Origin of the sequence: Pseudoalteromonas sp. 0303 (genome assembly GCF_013349995.1) — a bacterium.
In the GTDB taxonomy this organism is placed as follows: domain Bacteria; phylum Pseudomonadota; class Gammaproteobacteria; order Enterobacterales; family Alteromonadaceae; genus Pseudoalteromonas.
The window spans coordinates 1-820 of sequence record NZ_JABVXF010000111.1 but is presented as its reverse complement, the minus strand read 5'-3'; the positions used below and the strand labels follow the sequence as shown (position 1 = coordinate 820).

Genomic DNA, 820 nt, shown 5'->3' with positions numbered 1-820 from the left:
ATGGTATAAACGCGCCAATTGAAGTTCAAGCAACCGTTCAAAACGGCGAGTATGTTACCGATCCGATTGATGCAAGCAACTTAAACGACGGCACATTAACCGCCACTGCTACAGCGTCTGATTTAGCTGGTAACCCTGTAAGTGCGCAAGATAGCGTTGAGCTTGATAACACTGCCGCCATTACCACAAGCATTGATAAAACAGCCGATGGCGTTATTAACGGTAACGGCGAAAGTGCAGCCATTGTTGTGCGCGGAACAGTTAGCGATGTTGAAGATGGCCAAACTGTTACTGTTATTATCAGCGATGGTACAAACCAAGTTGAAACCACGGCGCTTGTGCAAAACGGCGAGTATGTTACCGATCCGATTGATGCAAGCGCACTAAACGATGGCACACTCACTGCCACAGCTAGCGTATCCGATGTGGCAGGCAACCCGATTTCAGCACAAGATTCAGTCGAGCTTGATAACACCGCAGCGATCACAACCAGCATTGATAAAACCGCCGACGGCGTGATTAACGGCAACGGCGAAAGCGCCGCCACGGTTGTGCGTGGCACGGTTAGCGATGTGGAAGACGGTCAAACTGTGACGGTGATCATCAGTGATGGCACAAACCAAGTTGAAACCACGGCACTTGTACAAAACGGCGAGTATGTTACTGATCCGATTGATGCAAGCGCATTAAACGACGGCACACTCACCGCTACCGCCAGCGTATCCGATGTGGCAGGCAACCCGATTTCAGCACAAGATTCAGTCGAACTTGATAACACCGCGGCGATCACAACCAGCATTGATAAAACCGCCGACGGCGT

General features: G+C 50.5%; 1 protein-coding gene. It reads left to right on the top strand.

What is annotated here, in order from left to right; translation table 11 throughout:
• On the top strand, positions 1 to 820 hold an 820-nt coding region (locus tag HUS62_RS22350; protein WP_175081196.1), incomplete at both ends, for a hypothetical protein.